The organism is Anabaena cylindrica UHCC 0172, from assembly GCF_034931625.1.
GTDB lineage: Bacteria > Cyanobacteriota > Cyanobacteriia > Cyanobacteriales > Nostocaceae > Anabaena > Anabaena cylindrica_A.
In genome coordinates this window covers 65,979-80,751 of sequence record NZ_JAYGGY010000012.1, presented here as the reverse complement: position 1 = coordinate 80,751, position 14,773 = coordinate 65,979, and the positions used below count along the sequence as shown (strand labels likewise).

Annotated in this window: 9 protein-coding genes; 6 read left to right on the top strand and 3 right to left on the bottom strand. The window is 39.1% G+C overall.

Going from position 1 to position 14,773, the window contains the following annotated elements; all coding sequences use genetic code 11:
- The first annotated feature begins 409 nt into the window (after positions 1-409).
- Positions 410-3,109, top strand: coding sequence for a DUF3536 domain-containing protein (locus VB713_RS05660; RefSeq protein ID WP_323310602.1), 2,700 nt, complete (start codon positions 410-412; stop codon positions 3,107-3,109).
- Positions 3,110-3,482: 373 nt separating this feature from the next.
- Here the strand turns inward: VB713_RS05660 and VB713_RS05655 are convergent, their stop codons facing one another.
- Positions 3,483-4,271, bottom strand: a complete 789-nt coding sequence (locus VB713_RS05655; protein WP_323310601.1) for a DUF1868 domain-containing protein — start codon at positions 4,269-4,271, stop codon at positions 3,483-3,485.
- A gap of 91 nt (positions 4,272-4,362) precedes the next feature.
- On the opposite strand from VB713_RS05655, the gene holA reads away from it, so the two are divergent.
- Together holA and VB713_RS05645 are read left to right on the top strand one after the other, a co-directional pair.
- Entirely contained in the window at positions 4,363-5,352 is a 990-nt protein-coding gene (gene holA / locus VB713_RS05650; protein ID WP_323310600.1) for a DNA polymerase III subunit delta, read from the top strand.
- Between the two features lie 101 nt (positions 5,353-5,453).
- A complete protein-coding gene (locus VB713_RS05645) occupies positions 5,454-5,945 on the top strand; it encodes a DUF4168 domain-containing protein (protein WP_323310599.1) in 492 nt (163 codons plus the stop codon).
- A gap of 481 nt (positions 5,946-6,426) precedes the next feature.
- Here the strand turns inward: VB713_RS05645 and VB713_RS05640 are convergent, their stop codons facing one another.
- Entirely contained in the window at positions 6,427-8,421 is a 1,995-nt protein-coding gene (locus VB713_RS05640; RefSeq protein WP_323310598.1) for a BamA/TamA family outer membrane protein, read from the bottom strand.
- A 322-nt stretch (positions 8,422-8,743) separates the two neighbouring features.
- Between VB713_RS05640 and VB713_RS05635 the strand changes: the two genes are divergently transcribed.
- A complete protein-coding gene (locus tag VB713_RS05635) occupies positions 8,744-10,084 on the top strand; it encodes a lipid-A-disaccharide synthase-related protein (protein WP_323310597.1) in 1,341 nt (446 codons plus the stop codon).
- A gap of 6 nt (positions 10,085-10,090) precedes the next feature.
- Here VB713_RS05635 and VB713_RS05630 read toward each other — a convergent pair whose 3' ends face one another.
- Positions 10,091-10,813, bottom strand: coding sequence for a response regulator transcription factor (locus VB713_RS05630; RefSeq protein ID WP_323310596.1), 723 nt, complete (start codon positions 10,811-10,813; stop codon positions 10,091-10,093).
- Positions 10,814-11,929: 1,116 nt separating this feature from the next.
- Between VB713_RS05630 and VB713_RS05625 the strand changes: the two genes are divergently transcribed.
- A complete protein-coding gene (locus tag VB713_RS05625) occupies positions 11,930-13,270 on the top strand; it encodes an ATP-binding protein (RefSeq protein WP_323310595.1) in 1,341 nt (446 codons plus the stop codon).
- A 42-nt stretch (positions 13,271-13,312) separates the two neighbouring features.
- Positions 13,313-14,437, top strand: coding sequence for a hybrid sensor histidine kinase/response regulator (locus VB713_RS05620; RefSeq protein WP_323310594.1), 1,125 nt, complete (start codon positions 13,313-13,315; stop codon positions 14,435-14,437).
- Positions 14,438-14,773 lie beyond the last annotated feature (336 nt).

Here is a 14,773-nt window from a genome sequence, read left to right as displayed (position 1 = left end):
TACGTTACGGTCAGTATGACATAAGTCCAAGTTTGACCCGTTTGCAGTATAAAATAAGATTGCGATTTAATGAGTTGCGGCAAAACTATGACTTCACGCCAGGATTTCATCACAAAAATAGGTTTCAATGGATTAAAAGAGTATTAGTTTTCTTAGCTGATTGGCGTTGCTAGTGATAAAATTCACAATATGTATTTTGATTCCATACTTGATGCTTTTTTGCGTTTGGGGACATGACTGCGCGATAATGCAGATTTCCCGTCAGATTAAGACTATTTTTGCTGAAATTCCGATTCAGCTTGATTTCAATGATGTTGTTTATACCGGATTTTGTGAAAAAACAACCGTAAAAATGTTCCTATAACTATACTTGCGCTACAAATACAATTTTACTTGGGATACAAATATCATGACTTCTGCTACTGAAACGCCAGTTAGCTCTGGCTCAAAATTGCAATTAAACCAAGATTCTCAACATAGGCTAAATAACGATCCTCTTCAAAAATCTCAGGGTGTATATGTAACGGTACATGGTCATTTTTACCAGCCACCAAGAGAAAATCCTTATTTGGATGCAATTGAACGCCAACCAAGTGCGGCACCTTTCCATGATTGGAATGAACGCATTCATTGGGAATGCTATCGCCCCAATGCCTTTGCCAGAGTCTTAAATGACCGCAATGAATTGGTGGGGATCGTCAATAATTATGAATACATGAGCTTTAACATCGGCCCAACGCTGATGTCATGGTTGGAGCGTTACGATACGGAAGTTTATGAGCGAATTTTGGAGGCTGATGCTAAGAGTAGTGAAAGATTGCATGGTCATGGGAATGCGATCGCTCAAGTATATAATCACATCATCATGCCTTTGGCTAATGAACGGGATAAACATACCCAAATTCGCTGGGGTAAAGAAGATTTCAAATCCAGATTTGGACGTGAACCCGAAGGGATATGGCTGGCTGAAACGGCTGTAGATTATGCCACTCTAGCAGCTTTAGTTGCAGAAGGAATTCGCTTTATTGTCCTCGCACCATCTCAAGCCCAACGTTGTCGTCCTCTAGGAACTCAAGACGATCCCCAACCTCAATGGCATGAAGTAGGCGGTAGTCAAATTGATCCCACTCGCCCATATCGTTGTTATTTAAAACCATCTCTGAGTATTGCTTCTTCTCCTCTGAGTTCAAATAACGCGACTAACTCAGATAAAACAGAAGGTCTACCTTATATTGATATCTTCTTCTACGACGGACCGATTTCGCGGGATATGGGTTTTAGTGATGTGGTTTATAATTCCCATCACTTTGCAGGTAGGGTTGGTGCAGCAGTGCGCGGGGATCATCGTCAGTCCCAATTAATTTCTGTGGCCACAGATGGGGAAACCTTTGGACATCACAAAAAGGGAACCGAGAAAACTTTAGCCTATGCCTTTATTGACGAGTTTCCCCGTCATGGTTGGACAGTGACAAACTTTGCTCACTATTTGAGTTTAAATTCTCCTAGTTGGGAAGTGGAATTAAAGTCAATTACAGCTTGGAGTTGCGCCCACGGAGTAGATAGATGGCAGGATGATTGTGGTTGTGGTGGAGAAGGCGGTGTCTGGCATCAACAATGGCGACGACCGTTGCGGAATGCTTTAAACTGGCTACGGGATCAGTTAATTGAGGTGTATGAGGAACATGGGGCTAAATTATTTCGTGATCCCTGGTTAGCAAGGGATGAATATATTCAAGTTTTGCGCGATCGCTCTACTGCCAATGTGACTCGTTTTCTATCCCACCATCAAACCCACAAACTGACAGCTTTAGAACAAGTAGATGCTCTGCGGTTACTAGAAATGCAGCGTCATGCTTTGTTCATGTTTACCAGTTGCGGCTGGTTTTTTGAAGAAATATCCCGCCCCGAAGGAACGCAGATTCTCCGTTATGCCTCCCGTGCTTTAGAATTAGCTGGAGATGTAGCTGGTGTACAGCTAGAAAAAGATTTCCTCAAACATTTGGGTTTAGCCCCTAGTAACGTAGAATCCTTTAAGGATGGCGCAGAAATTTATCGTCAGTCGGTACTAACTGCCCAAATTGGTTTTAAACAAGTTGCTGCTCATTACGCTATTACTTCTCTGTTTAACAATCACACCAATGCGCCTACAGTACAAAGTGATAATCAAAACATCCTGACTTACCAAAAGCAAGTTTATTGCTATACAGCCCATGAGTTAGATTATCAAATGCAACGTATGGGCGCGTTGACTATGGCAGTAGGACAGTTGAAGCTGGTATCAGATATTACTTGGGAGAGTGCAAATTTAGTCTTTGCGGTTCTGCATTTAGGGGGTTGGGATTTCCATTGCTGCATTCAAACATTTACAGGCAGACGTGATTACACCCTCTTGAAAGAAAAGCTATTCGCATCACTGCAACAAGCAAGTGCGGCTCACTCGATTTTGGTGATGACACAGCTACTTGGGGATGAAGCCTTTAGTCTACAGAATCTATTTGCAGAAGAACGCCACCGAATTATGCGGTTGTTAAGTCAGGAAACCCTAACAAGATTAGACCAATTATATACCCAGACATATCGTGAAAATTACGGTGTGATTATGGCGTTTCATCGGGATGAGTTAGAAGTTCCCCAAGAATTGCAAGTAGCAGCAGAGATTGCTTTAGGTTATCGCTGCATGATGACATTACGCTCCCTAGATCAAGATATTACCGAACCGCAATTAAGTTGGAATCATATCTTAGAATTAGAAGCGATCGCGACTGAAACTCAAAATCTGCGTTGTCAGCTAAATATACCAGAAGGTAAGCAGATATTAGAACAGTTAATTGTGCGCTTTCTAGGACAACTACTGCACGATGCTAATGGTTCTTTTGGTACAGATATCCAACGTTTAGAAAAACTCATTGATGTCGGTTATCAACTAAATCTAGGTATTTCTTTGGAAAAATCCCAAGAACTCTACTTTAGCTATTTGCATAGTCAAATTGTCCCCCTGTGTCTTAGCAACGTTAACAATCCAGTCGAAGCTAATCAGTGTAGTCAGTTGCTAAAATTAGGACAAAAATTAGCCGTTGATATGAGTATGTTTTTTAAACCGTTGGCTTAGGACTGAAAGATTAACTGAGATGGGAATGATACCAAAACATAAATTCTTCCCATCCCTTTCGTAACTAGGAGTTGCTGATAGCGTGGCGTAAGCCATAAAAGTTATACTGCAAACGGGTCAAACTTGGACTTATGTCATACTGACCGTAACGTAGTGCAGGGAAGTATCTCGGAGATTCTAGAGCCTACGGCACGCTACGCGAACACTTCGTTCAGAATGACACTTTTAACCCGTTTTTAGTATATCTGTAAGGGTCAGGAGTCAGGAATCAGGAATCAGGAATCAGGAGTCAGGAGTCAGGAGTCAGGAGTCAAAAATTTTAGACTTGCTTCTAATTCGTAATTAATTGAGTTAATTACGAATTAGAATTAAATCAAAAATCTAAACTTACCCAGTCTGGTTGACGATAATAGTGTGTCATGTGATCAAATTTCCGCAATTCAACTCTATTGATTAAAATTTCTGGGAAATTTAATAGCCATTGTTGATTTAACTCAGACAACATAGTACTGAGTTTTGTGCGGTCTAATTCTGTGGGAATTTCTCCAAAATAGCCTAATGTAATATGGGCTGTAAAGTTATAATGTTGCTCAATTCCCAAGCCCATTAATTTACGATTTTGATAAATTAGTCGGCGGAGTTGAATAATCTCTTCATAGCTGCGCTCATCTTTGGGTATTAAACAAACACCCACAGCCCTTGGCATGACGATCAGTCCCAGCAGTTGCCAAGAAATTGGATTATTTGCCTTTGTCATGGATTCTTGATACTGTTGAAACAAGTCACCTAGACAAGAGTTTAGTTCTTCGGCAAATTGGGGATTTTTTTCAGTGGCATGAACGAAGGCATGATCCCAGATTAGGTCGGCTACGGTGACATGAAAGCTGGCGGGTGGGACAGGTACAATCAAATCACAGTTAACTGGTAATTCTAAAAGCGATCGCTGATAAGACTCTATTTGGCTGTAAAAAGCAGCGTTTTCTGTATCCTCTCCCGCAGGTGGAGTAATCAGCGTATAGCCAGGAAAAGGTGCTGGTTCTCTGATTCCAGAATTTGGCTGAAATTTAGAAGATTCCTGGATGTGCTGAACTTGGGATCTGTAAGCTTCTGGTAGCGTCATGCGTGCTACCCGATTTAAATAGGTTTGGTAGTTGTCGTCCAATCTTCATTGCCTCGCGATCTCTTGATAGATTGTAGGGAAAATTAGACCATTTTGGGTTTTTGATTTTGGTTGTGTTCGGGGGGGTTTATTTATGCCAATCTATGTTTACTGGGGTGAGGATGATTTTGCGATTGAAAAAGCGGTGGCTGTTTTGCGCGATCGCATTCTTGATCCCCTCTGGACTAGTTTTAATTATACCGCCTTCCCCCCAGATCAACCCGATGCTATCATTCAGGCTTTAAATCAAGTCATGACACCCACCTTTGGCGCAGGTGGACGGTTAGTTTGGTTGATTAATACCACTCTGTGTCAACAGTGTCCAGAGAATGTCCTAGGGGAATTACAACGCACTTTAGCCGTAATTCCTGAAGACTCATTTTTATTGCTTACCAGCCGAAATAAGCCGGATGAACGCCTCAAAGCTACAAAATTTTTGAAACAATTCGCTAAGGAGTTCCGGGAATTTTCCCTCATTCCCCCTTGGAAAACGGAATTATTGGTGCAAGCTGTCAATCAAGCGGCTCAAACTGTGGGTGTGAAACTAACTTCCCAAACTGCGGAACTGTTGGCGGAATCTATAGGTAACGATACAAGGCTTCTCTACACGGAAATGGAGAAACTGCGGCTTTTTACTGAAGGTAGCAATAAATCTTTAGACGTAAAAACCGTATCTCAGCTAGTCAGAAATACTACTCAAAATACCTTACAATTAGCAGCAGCCATTAGAACCGGAGATACAGCTAAAGCTTTAGGGATTATTGCTGATTTGATGAATGCCTCTGAACCTGGGTTGCGGATAGTTGCCACTTTAATTGGTCAGTTTCGTACTTGGCTATGGGTAAAGATTATGATGGAAGGTGGAGAGCGAAATCCTCAAGCGATCGCAAAAGCTGCCGAAATTGCTAACCCCAAACGGATCTATTTTTTACAACAAGAGGTTAATTCTCTTTCTGTACAACAATTAATCTCATCTTTACCTCTACTACTAGAATTAGAAGTTAGCCTTAAACAAGGAGCCTCAGAAACCTCAATACTCCAAACTAAAATTATCGAACTTTGTCAAGTATGTCAAAGAAGGTAAGTAAAAATTTAGCTGATTTCAGGTTTACTGGAACTTCTTCTTCCTAAAATAATTCAAATCCACTATCATACCTCTAACATATATTCTGTGTCATCTATCGTATGCAGGAAAATTACTTTGTCCTTTTCCGAACACAAATCAGACAAGTACTGTCTCAGTCCTTGGTACTTGCAACTCTGACTACTGGTATAATTATTAGCACTTTGGGATTGAGTGCCAAAGCTGATGCTCAAACCTTGACAGTTAACAATACAGAAATTACCAAGTATGCCGAATCTGTATTAGCAATGGAACCAAAACGGCAGCAAGCCTTTGAGGAAATTAAAAAACTAATTGGTGGAAAAGAAATTCCCACAATTGTTTGCAACGAACCCAACAGTATGAACTCCCTACCCAACAAGGCCAAGGATATAGCAGTTAATTATTGCAACGATTCTCAAAAAATTGTTGAAGAAAATGGCTTAAAGATTGACCGCTTCAATAAAATTACTGTAGAACTGCAAACTAACAGTGCTTTAAAACAACAGGTATATAATACTCTACTACGTTTACAGAAAGTCTCCGATCCTAAGTCGGGTGCTTCTGCTCCTTAGCCATCATTTATGTATGAGGATGGGCTTTATTTACCAATGTAGAGACGTTCCATACAACGTCTCTAGTGTATTTATTTGGTGCTATCTAAGCAAGTTAAACTCAGAACAGAAAGCAGAGAAAGAAGGCATTATCGCCATCGTTAACGATCTTATCTGTTTGGGTCTTTCTTTTCTTTTTTGTCCTTGGCATCTTTTTTAGGCTTTTTAGTTTCTTTATTACTTTTATGTTCTTTTGACATCAGTTTTATCCAATGAGGTTGACTTAAGTAGGTGGGTACAAAAAACACAACTATCTTCAGAAGGATAAAGGGAAAGGGAAAAAAGAAAAACCTTTACCTTTTAACCTTTCCTCTACAAAACTTTACATAGTTCCGTTTAATCTCTCCAATTTACTTAATTGAAGCATACACAAACTATCATTAAACCCAAGGATTTCGTATCTTTAACAAAACTGGAGCCATGAGCCATGATTTTGAATGCTCTAAAACCGTTGACCTATGCCAATATGCACTCGGCTATCTCCTTGGTCATTAATTCCATAATCAGCCCGAATTAAGCCCAAAGGTGAGTCAACCCTTACCCCTGCACCATAACCAAAACCATTTCCAGGCTTATTCCGCTCACCGGCAGGATCTCCTATAACGGTGTCACCAGAACCTAAATCTGAAGCAAAGTCTGCAAAAAGTACACCCCCAGCAATGGGGAAGATGGGAAAGCGATATTCAGCAGAAGCTAACACATAACTGCGTCCACTGGCCACTTTACCAGCATCATAACCACGCACCGAATTAGAACCACCCAAATTGAAGGTTTCGTAAGGTGGTAAATCACCGATTACAGTCCCAGCTTGCAGATTTAAAGCAAATACTTGTGGCTTGTTGCTGTTGAATAATTTAACTGGCATAAACTGGCTGTAATTACCCCGGAGACGATTCATAGAAATCTGTCCGTGACCAACAGGAACAGATTGTTCGGTGGTGAAACTGAGGATAGAACCTTGAGTTGGTTTATTAGGGTTATCTCGTTCGTCTTTGGTGGCTGTGAAAGATACGGTAGTCAGGTCGTCAATTCCATTACCACTAAAAGATAATTGGTTGTTATTGGCATCTTTTGGGGTGATATTACCTTCGCGATCGCGGATGGAAACACGAGTATAATTAATACCTAGAGAAGCATCCCAACCATCAACCTCTTGCTGAATACTGACTCCACCACCAATCCGGCCTTCCCTTACCTTGTCACCATTTTCTAGCTTGATAGTATCGTCGAAAGTATCCGAAAGTTCCCTTCTACGGAATGTCTTGATGTTATATCCAAAGCGATCGGGGGTAGTTGCCCGATAGGGACTGGTGAAATTAGTATTAAACAGTACATCCTGTCTATTAACTTCAATATTTCCAGCCAATGTATCATTGACACCGCCGACATTTTGGTCTTTATAACTAACAATGACTGAGATCCCATCATCAGCATTGTAACCACCACCCAAGTTAACTGAACGCGCCCCAACTTCTTGGAGTTCGTAGATTAAATCAGCTTTGCTTGCATCCCCTTCAAAAGCAACATTGACAGTTTTAAATAAGCCCAATTTATATAAACTTTGTACATCTTGCTGGGCTAATTTGTCTTGAAAGACTTGACCTGGCTGCAACTTGAGTTGCTGTCGGAGAAACTCAGTTTGAGTACGTCCCTTGACTGGGTTGCCTTTACTATCAACCTTTTCTCCCTCTTCAGTCAAAAAGCGAAATTTAACATCAGCTACCAAACCTTCAGCCACATTAACTGTGAGAATACCTTGGCGGCTGGGTTTAATTGATAGTACTCTACCTAAGGTATAACCATTTTCTGTGTACCACTGATTAATTTTTTGGACTATTTCCTGGAGTTTGGCTGGACTAATATCTTTACCAATCTGACTTTGAAAACTTTCTAAGGCTACTTTATAATTGAGAACCTTTGCACCAGATAGTTGTAGGGCTTGTACGACTACTGGCTTGACTTGATACACTACATTCAAACCAGCAGATGTACTACTACTATTGACATTGGCACTAGCAAATAAACCAGTATCTAAAATGGCTGTTACATCTTTTTGGAGTTGTTGTTGACTGGTACTCCCACCTATTTGGGTTTTAATAACTTTGCGAATTATCTGCTCTAATTCTGGATTAGCACCAATTATCTGGACATTGGTGGCAGTAACTACTAAATTGTTATCTGTAGTCAAGTTGTTATTGATATTGTTCGGTACAACCACTGGCTGGGAGCTAAATTCTATGGCATAAGTAGTTTCTGGAGATGCTACGGTTTCTACCTGTGCTGTTTGAGTTTCCACAAATGGGACGACGATCACATCGCTGGTGGCGTTTGCTTCCTCCTGATTTGTGGTTTGAGTCGGTACAGCATTTGCTTTTTGGGTGATATTACTAGCAGCTAAAGTAGCTAAGGTAAAAATTGCCGCAGAAGGAACTCGCATAATTAATATTGATTAATTTAATTAACTGGTAGTTAGTTGCAGTCAGGGCAAGTACTGGGGATAATGCTAATTTCCAGCTTTTTGCCGATTTATATGCCTATGCCAGTAAATCAAGAGACTGTTACTTGTAATTTTTTGTTTCTTGTCAATTATTCCTAATGCCTAAAACAGATTTAATGAGTATTTATATCTAGAGTTTTTTCTACCAGATGATATTGAGGTTGATTTAGTGCGATCGACAATACTTATTATCAGATTTTATGATCACAAATTGCAATACCCTGCAAATATTACTAATCTAAAATCCAAAATCTAAAATTCTATGAGTGATTTATCCCAATTACCTTTAGTTGCAAATTCGTCAGATACTGCTTCTCGGTTGCAGTTACTAGTTTTAAGTAATGGTCATGGAGAAGATATTATTGCTGTGCGTATTTTACAAGAATTGCAACGGCTATCTTCACCACCAGACATCTTTGCTTTACCGATAGTTGGTGAAGGACGTGCTTACCAAAAGTTGAATGTGCCGTGTATTGGTTCGGTGCGGAGTATGCCTTCTGGTGGTTTTATTTACATGGATAGTCGCCAACTTATGGGAGATGTCCGTGGTGGTTTGGTGCAACTGACTTGGAATCAAATTCTAGCTATTCGTCGTTGGGTGAGTTCGCAAACGAAATCAGGTTATAAAAAGGCTATTTTAGCGGTGGGAGATATTGTCCCGCTGTTGTTTGCTGCTATTAGTGGTGCTAATTATGCTTTTGTGGGGACGGCTAAATCTGAATATTATGTGCGGGATGAGGTGGGTTTATTGCCTAGGAAGTCAAAGTCGGCACGTTGGGAAAATTTTTCTGGTTCTATTTATCATCCTTGGGAGAGGTTGTTGATGAGTCGTCGTCGTTGTTGTGCGGTGTTTCCTAGAGATTCGCTGACGACGCAAATATTAAAAAAGTGGTCAATTCCAGCTTTTGATTTGGGAAATCCGATGATGGATGGTTTGGAATCGACTTTGAGAACTCCCAGATTTTATGGTGCTGATGTTGAACAACAAGAAATGGTTCGTCCTTTGATGGTGACTCTGCTTCCTGGTTCCCGTGTGCCTGAGGCTTATGCTAACTGGGAAATTATGATGATGGCTGTATCGGCTATGAGTGCTAGTTGGCAGGAGCGAGATTTGGTATTTTTAGGTGCGATCGCTCCTGGTCTAGATAGCACTATTTTAGCTCAAACTTTGCAAATCCACGGCTGGCAAAGATGTACAGCGTCTCCTGTACAAATTTCTGACCCCGATTGTTTGAGATTTAAACAAAATAATGCCTATCTAATTCTCACTCAAGCTGCTTACAATGACTGCTTACATTTAGGAGATTTAGCGATCGCTATGGCAGGAACAGCAACAGAACAATTTATTGGTTTAGGCAAACCTGCGATCGCTATTCCAGGTCAAGGCCCTCAATATAACCTTGCTTTTGCTGAGGCGCAAAGTCGTCTTTTAGGAACATCTTTAATTTTAGTGAACCAACCAGCAGAAGTTCTTCAAGTAGTGCAATCCCTGTTCAAAAATCCCGACCTGATCCAAACAATTGCCGAAAATGGAGTTCAACGCATGGGACAACCTGGTGCAGCGAAACGGATTGCTGAATGTTTACAAGACCGATTAGGATAAATAATCTTAACCAACCAACCCAGAACGCAAAGCCCGCACCGCAGCTTGGGTACGGTCATCCGCACACAGTTTATTTAAAATATTGCGAACGTGAGTTTTGACTGTTCCCACTGTGATGTAAAGCTTTTCCGCAATTTGCCCATTACTACAACCAGCCACAATCAACTCTAAAATTTCCAATTCCCGTTGAGTCAAAGGATAGGTTTCCAGAACTTGTTCATATTCTGTCGCTAACGCCTCGATTTTTACAGTCTTTGGTTGATCAGATGCGAAACTTTCCCCAGGTATGGCCAAACGCATCTTCTTGAGTACCACATTAGCGATCGCTGGATCAATCCAAGAATTACCAGCATGAGTCGCTTGTATCGCCTCTGTCAATTTATTAATACTTGTTTCCTTCATATAATAAGAATCTGCCCCTGCTGCAAAAGCCGCTAGGACAGCATCTTCTGTATGATCCATCGTTAAAATCAAAATTTTTGTATTAGTTTGTCCAGTTTCTGCTTGATAACGCTTAAACTTGCGGGTTAGTTCAATACCATCCATATCGGGTAAACCAATATCTACTACCGCCACATCTGGTTTAGTCGTTTCCAAAAGTTTTAGACCTTGGGTCGCATTTGCCGCTTCCCCAATAACTCTTAATCCGCTGTGTGACTGCAATGCAGCCCTTAGTCCCATCCGGGTTAAATCATGATCCTCAATTAAAAGAATGCTAATTTCACTCATCGTTACACCTAACTAGAATATCTGTCCGCTTATTTTAAAGTTAAAACTTTTTGTAAGTATTTTAATCTTATTTCTCCAAACCAAAGATAGATGATATTTAGTTTCCCCTGCATCCGTCGATAGAAATAATAAAATTGATTTATTTCATGTTGGGTAGAAGTAAAAATCTAGCTACGGATATATGGCTATTATCTTTTAAAACATGAAATATGTAGACTAATGTAAAACTATCTAACCTCTTTGTCATGACTTAATCAACTTTGAAGTTCATAATTACACAATGCAACAACTAAGAGTAAGCCACAAAATAAATGATCCTGTTTTGTCATGCTGAGTGTAGCGAAGCGTTCGCGTTAGCGTGCCGGAGGCTCTAGCATCTCGGAGGATTCTTTCCTTCAGAACGCTACGCGAACACTACACTTCATTCCGTTCAGAATGACATTGGGCATTTCTTTTTGTGGAGTTCTTTAATTCAGGGTAAAATTAATTTCGCTCAAAAATTAGCATAGCACACTAAAGCATAGTTAGACATTATTAAGAAAATATCAGATTATGCAGTAAGGAGCAAACATAGTTAAAAATGAATAAAAGTTATTTAAACAAATTAGGTAAAATTCAAGATGAACATCAGAGCTTACTCTTGATTCAAATTTAAACTTGCAAACTCCTACTCTCAAAAATATGCACTGAAAACTCTTTAATATTAAATGAGTTAACACTGATTATCACTAATCAATACTGAGAACTGTTCTAGTGGGTACAACTTCTCAAGCTTCTGGTACACTTCTGTTTATATGTAACTCTCACTAATGGCCGATGACAGTGAATCATCTGCTCATTTACAATTAAATTATGTTGAGATTTATAAAGTATTTTATTTTACTTTATATCGACCTTGCCTAATTTAGAAGATAATCATTTTCATCTAGATAAAGGAAGAACGCAGGATTATAAATTGAATTTCATGAACATCAATTAGATAATGTGTAAAATCCCTGAATTACCCTATATCTATATCTGATGATACACAAACATCTTGAATTCTGTAGTTACATAGTTTTCACATGGAAATGCTGTACATAAATATTATTAAACAGCGAAAATAAATAAAAACTGATGGAAGAGACGCTGAAAATTTTGGTTATAGATGATAATGAAGTAGATCGCATGGCAGTTCGGTTAGCCTTGACGAACGCAGGTGTTTATATGGAATTGTGCGAAGTCAGTGATATTCATAATGCGCTCTCTGCTCTCAAAAATACTAACTTCGACTGCGTATTTCTAGATTATCGCTTACCAAACCAAGATAGTTTAATTTTAATTAACAAACTACGCTCTTCAGAAATCAAAGTTCCTTTAGTCATCCTCACTGATCCAGAAGATGAACAACTCGCCATTGAATTAATAGCAGCAGGTGCTACAGACTATCTTGTTAAGTCCAAACTATCTGCCGAAACCCTAGCACAGATTTTGCGAAGTGCAATTCGATTATACAGCGCACAAATTAAAGCAGACTTGGCATATAAAAAGTTAAAAGAAAGTCATGAGCAACTAATTAATCAAAACCAAGAATTGGAGAAACAACGGCAACAAATTCAGGCACAAAATTTACAACTCTTGGAAACATCACGGCTAAAATCGCAATTTTTAGCAACCATATCCCATGAATTAAGAACACCAATGAACGCCATCATTGGTTTTTCTCAAATCCTGTTACGTCCAAAATTTGGTCAACTTACTCATCAGCAAGCGGATATGGTAGAGCGTATCCTCAATAATGGTAAGCATTTGTTAATATTGCTCAATGAAGTCCTAGATTTTTCTAAATTAGAATCTGGTAGATTAGAGCTAAAACCGGAAATATTTGACTTCTCAAAAATAGTTAATAATACGGTATTAGAAATACGTTCCTTAGCTGAAGCTAAAAAGTTATCTTTGTTTGTAGACATAGACTTAGAAAACACTTTAGTGTTTAATGATCCAATTCGAGTACATCAAATTTTAATTAACCTCCTCTCCAACGCAATTAAATTTACCGAACATGGAAGTATTTGGTTAGAAGTCAAAGAAATTATTTCTAGAAATCGGATCACAATTACTATTCGAGATACAGGAATTGGCATTTCTCCTCAAGATTTTCAAAATATTTTTGAAGCATTTCGACAAATAGATCAAGGTATTAGCCGTAAATATCCTGGAACAGGTTTGGGTTTAGCAATTATTAATTCATTAGTAAAAATGATGGGTGGTAAAATATTTTTAGAAAGTCAATTAGGAGTAGGTTCAATATTTAAAATTGAATTACCTCGTCAAATAACATTATTACCTAGTTCTCATCTAGAACACAATTATAGTTTAAACTTAAGCAATGGCGATGGATTTTTTTATTCTTCTCAAAATCCATCCGAATTCCCATCTCAATTTAGCAAAGCTGTGATGGGTTATCTTCATTTTTAAATGAAGATTAATTGAAATTTATTTCAAAAAAGTTGATAAATTATGTCTGTTGTCAAGAGAGATAAAGTTGACCGTATCCTTGCCGTTGATGATACTAGAGATAATCTAATTTTAGTGCAAACAATTTTAGAAAGCGAGGGCTATGAAATTGACTTAGTATCAGATGGTGCAACTGCTTTGCAAAAAGTATTACAATCTCCACCTGATCTGATTTTACTAGATGTGATGATGCCAGGGATGGATGGTTATGAAGTCACACGTAGAATTCGTCACAATGCCGATCTCAGCTATATTCCCATATTGTTAATTACAGCCTTTCACGAATCTAGCGTAGTGGAAGGATTAGATGCTGGTGCTGATGATTTTATTCGCAAACCATTTGATACCGATGAACTACTAGCCAGAGTGCGATCGCTCTTGCGACTTAAACACAGCATTGACGAACAACAAAAAATGACACGTCAGCGAGAAGATTTTGTCTCTCGTCTGACTCATGATTTACGCACACCCCTAGTAGCTGCTGATCGAATGCTGGCTTTGTTTCAACAGGAAACTTTTTGTAAGATATCTCCAGAAATGAAACAAGCCATTTCTGTCATGATTCGCAGCAACCAAAATTTAATGCAAATGGTCAACACCTTACTAGAAGTCTATCGCTTCGAGGCAGGAAAAAAGACCTTAAATTTGGAAAAATGTAACTTACAGGAAATAGCCACAGAAGTAATTAGTGAACTAATTCCTCTTGCTAGTGAGAAAAACTTGACTCTCAAATTAGATACTCATCAGTTAAACCAGCTAGGGAATCATGCTGGAATTATTCTGGGCGATAGACTAGAACTACGACGAGTGTTGAATAACTTAATCGGTAATGCAATCAAGTTCACAGATACAGGTGGTGTCGAAATCCGCATTTTTGAAACCTTATCCACCAAGACTGAGCAAAGTGGAATCTTAATTAAAGTTGCAGACACAGGTTATGGAATTTCCCCAGAAGATCAAGCAACAGCTTTTGAAAGATTTCGTCAAGGTAGAAACAAAAGATCCGGTAGTGGCTTAGGACTGCATCTATCACAACGAATTGTAGAAGCACACGGTGGCAAAATAGAACTTTCCTCAGAATTAGGTAAAGGTAGTATATTCACAGTGAGACTACCTAAAGAAAATTGATTGCGATTATACCTAATTTTCCTGATATACTTCAAACTCTTGATATATATAGGTTTTTGCTTTATATGCCTAACGGCACGCCCCACGAACAGCAAGCCCTAGACTATCATCATGATCCTCTACTACCAGGACTTACGCAAGCCTCACACTCAATATTTCTTATTAGGATGCGTCAGACTCGATAATTTGCTAACAATCAACACATTTTCAGCATCTGACGCACCTTACAAAGCCAGCCAGTTGCATAAATTCTGAGTAAAATACGTATAATAATTCACCAATAGAGTTTCTTGGCAGTAAGGAAATAATTTTGTTTTGGCAAATAACACGCAGGTA

Excerpts from the sequence above, each read along its gene's own strand:
- VB713_RS05645 (WP_323310599.1), top strand. The coding sequence starts at position 5,454 with ATGCAGGAAAATTACTTTGTCCTTTTCCGAACACAAATCAGACAAGTA.
- VB713_RS05620 (WP_323310594.1), top strand. The coding sequence starts at position 13,313 with ATGTCTGTTGTCAAGAGAGATAAAGTTGACCGTATCCTTGCCGTTGAT.
- holA (WP_323310600.1), top strand. The coding sequence starts at position 4,363 with ATGCCAATCTATGTTTACTGGGGTGAGGATGATTTTGCGATTGAAAAA.
- VB713_RS05660 (WP_323310602.1), top strand. The coding sequence starts at position 410 with ATGACTTCTGCTACTGAAACGCCAGTTAGCTCTGGCTCAAAATTGCAA.
- VB713_RS05625 (WP_323310595.1), top strand. The coding sequence starts at position 11,930 with ATGGAAGAGACGCTGAAAATTTTGGTTATAGATGATAATGAAGTAGAT.
- VB713_RS05630 (WP_323310596.1), bottom strand. The coding sequence starts at position 10,813 with ATGAGTGAAATTAGCATTCTTTTAATTGAGGATCATGATTTAACCCGG.
- VB713_RS05635 (WP_323310597.1), top strand. The coding sequence starts at position 8,744 with ATGAGTGATTTATCCCAATTACCTTTAGTTGCAAATTCGTCAGATACT.
- VB713_RS05640 (WP_323310598.1), bottom strand. The coding sequence starts at position 8,421 with ATGCGAGTTCCTTCTGCGGCAATTTTTACCTTAGCTACTTTAGCTGCT.